1 protein-coding gene is annotated in these 228 nt (G+C 66.2%); it reads left to right on the top strand.

The window, feature by feature from the left end; genetic code table 11:
* On the top strand, positions 1 to 228 hold a 228-nt coding region (locus O4H62_RS26425), incomplete at both ends, for a hypothetical protein (RefSeq protein WP_269391867.1).

The raw sequence follows: 228 nt of genomic DNA, 5'->3' as shown, positions 1-228 counted from the left end.
TCGGGCGTGCAGTCGGGCACGGTTGACGAGCAGGCTGACCTTGCGCCGCTCGCCGACGCCGATCCGGTCGACGTGACCGGCACCATCACGTTTGACGATGTCGACCTGTCGGATCAGCCGCAGGCTTCGGTGACCAACAGCGTGGTGAGCACGGCGACGCTCGCCAACGGCTACGTTCTGACGGCTGGCCAGGAAGCCACGCTTCTCGGCGCCTTCAGCCTCGATGAT

It is taken from the genome of Parahoeflea alexandrii, from assembly GCF_027214025.1.
GTDB lineage: Bacteria > Pseudomonadota > Alphaproteobacteria > Rhizobiales > Rhizobiaceae > Hoeflea > Hoeflea alexandrii_A.
The sequence above is the reverse complement of the archived record's forward strand: the minus strand, read 5'-3'. Positions and strand labels throughout refer to the sequence as shown.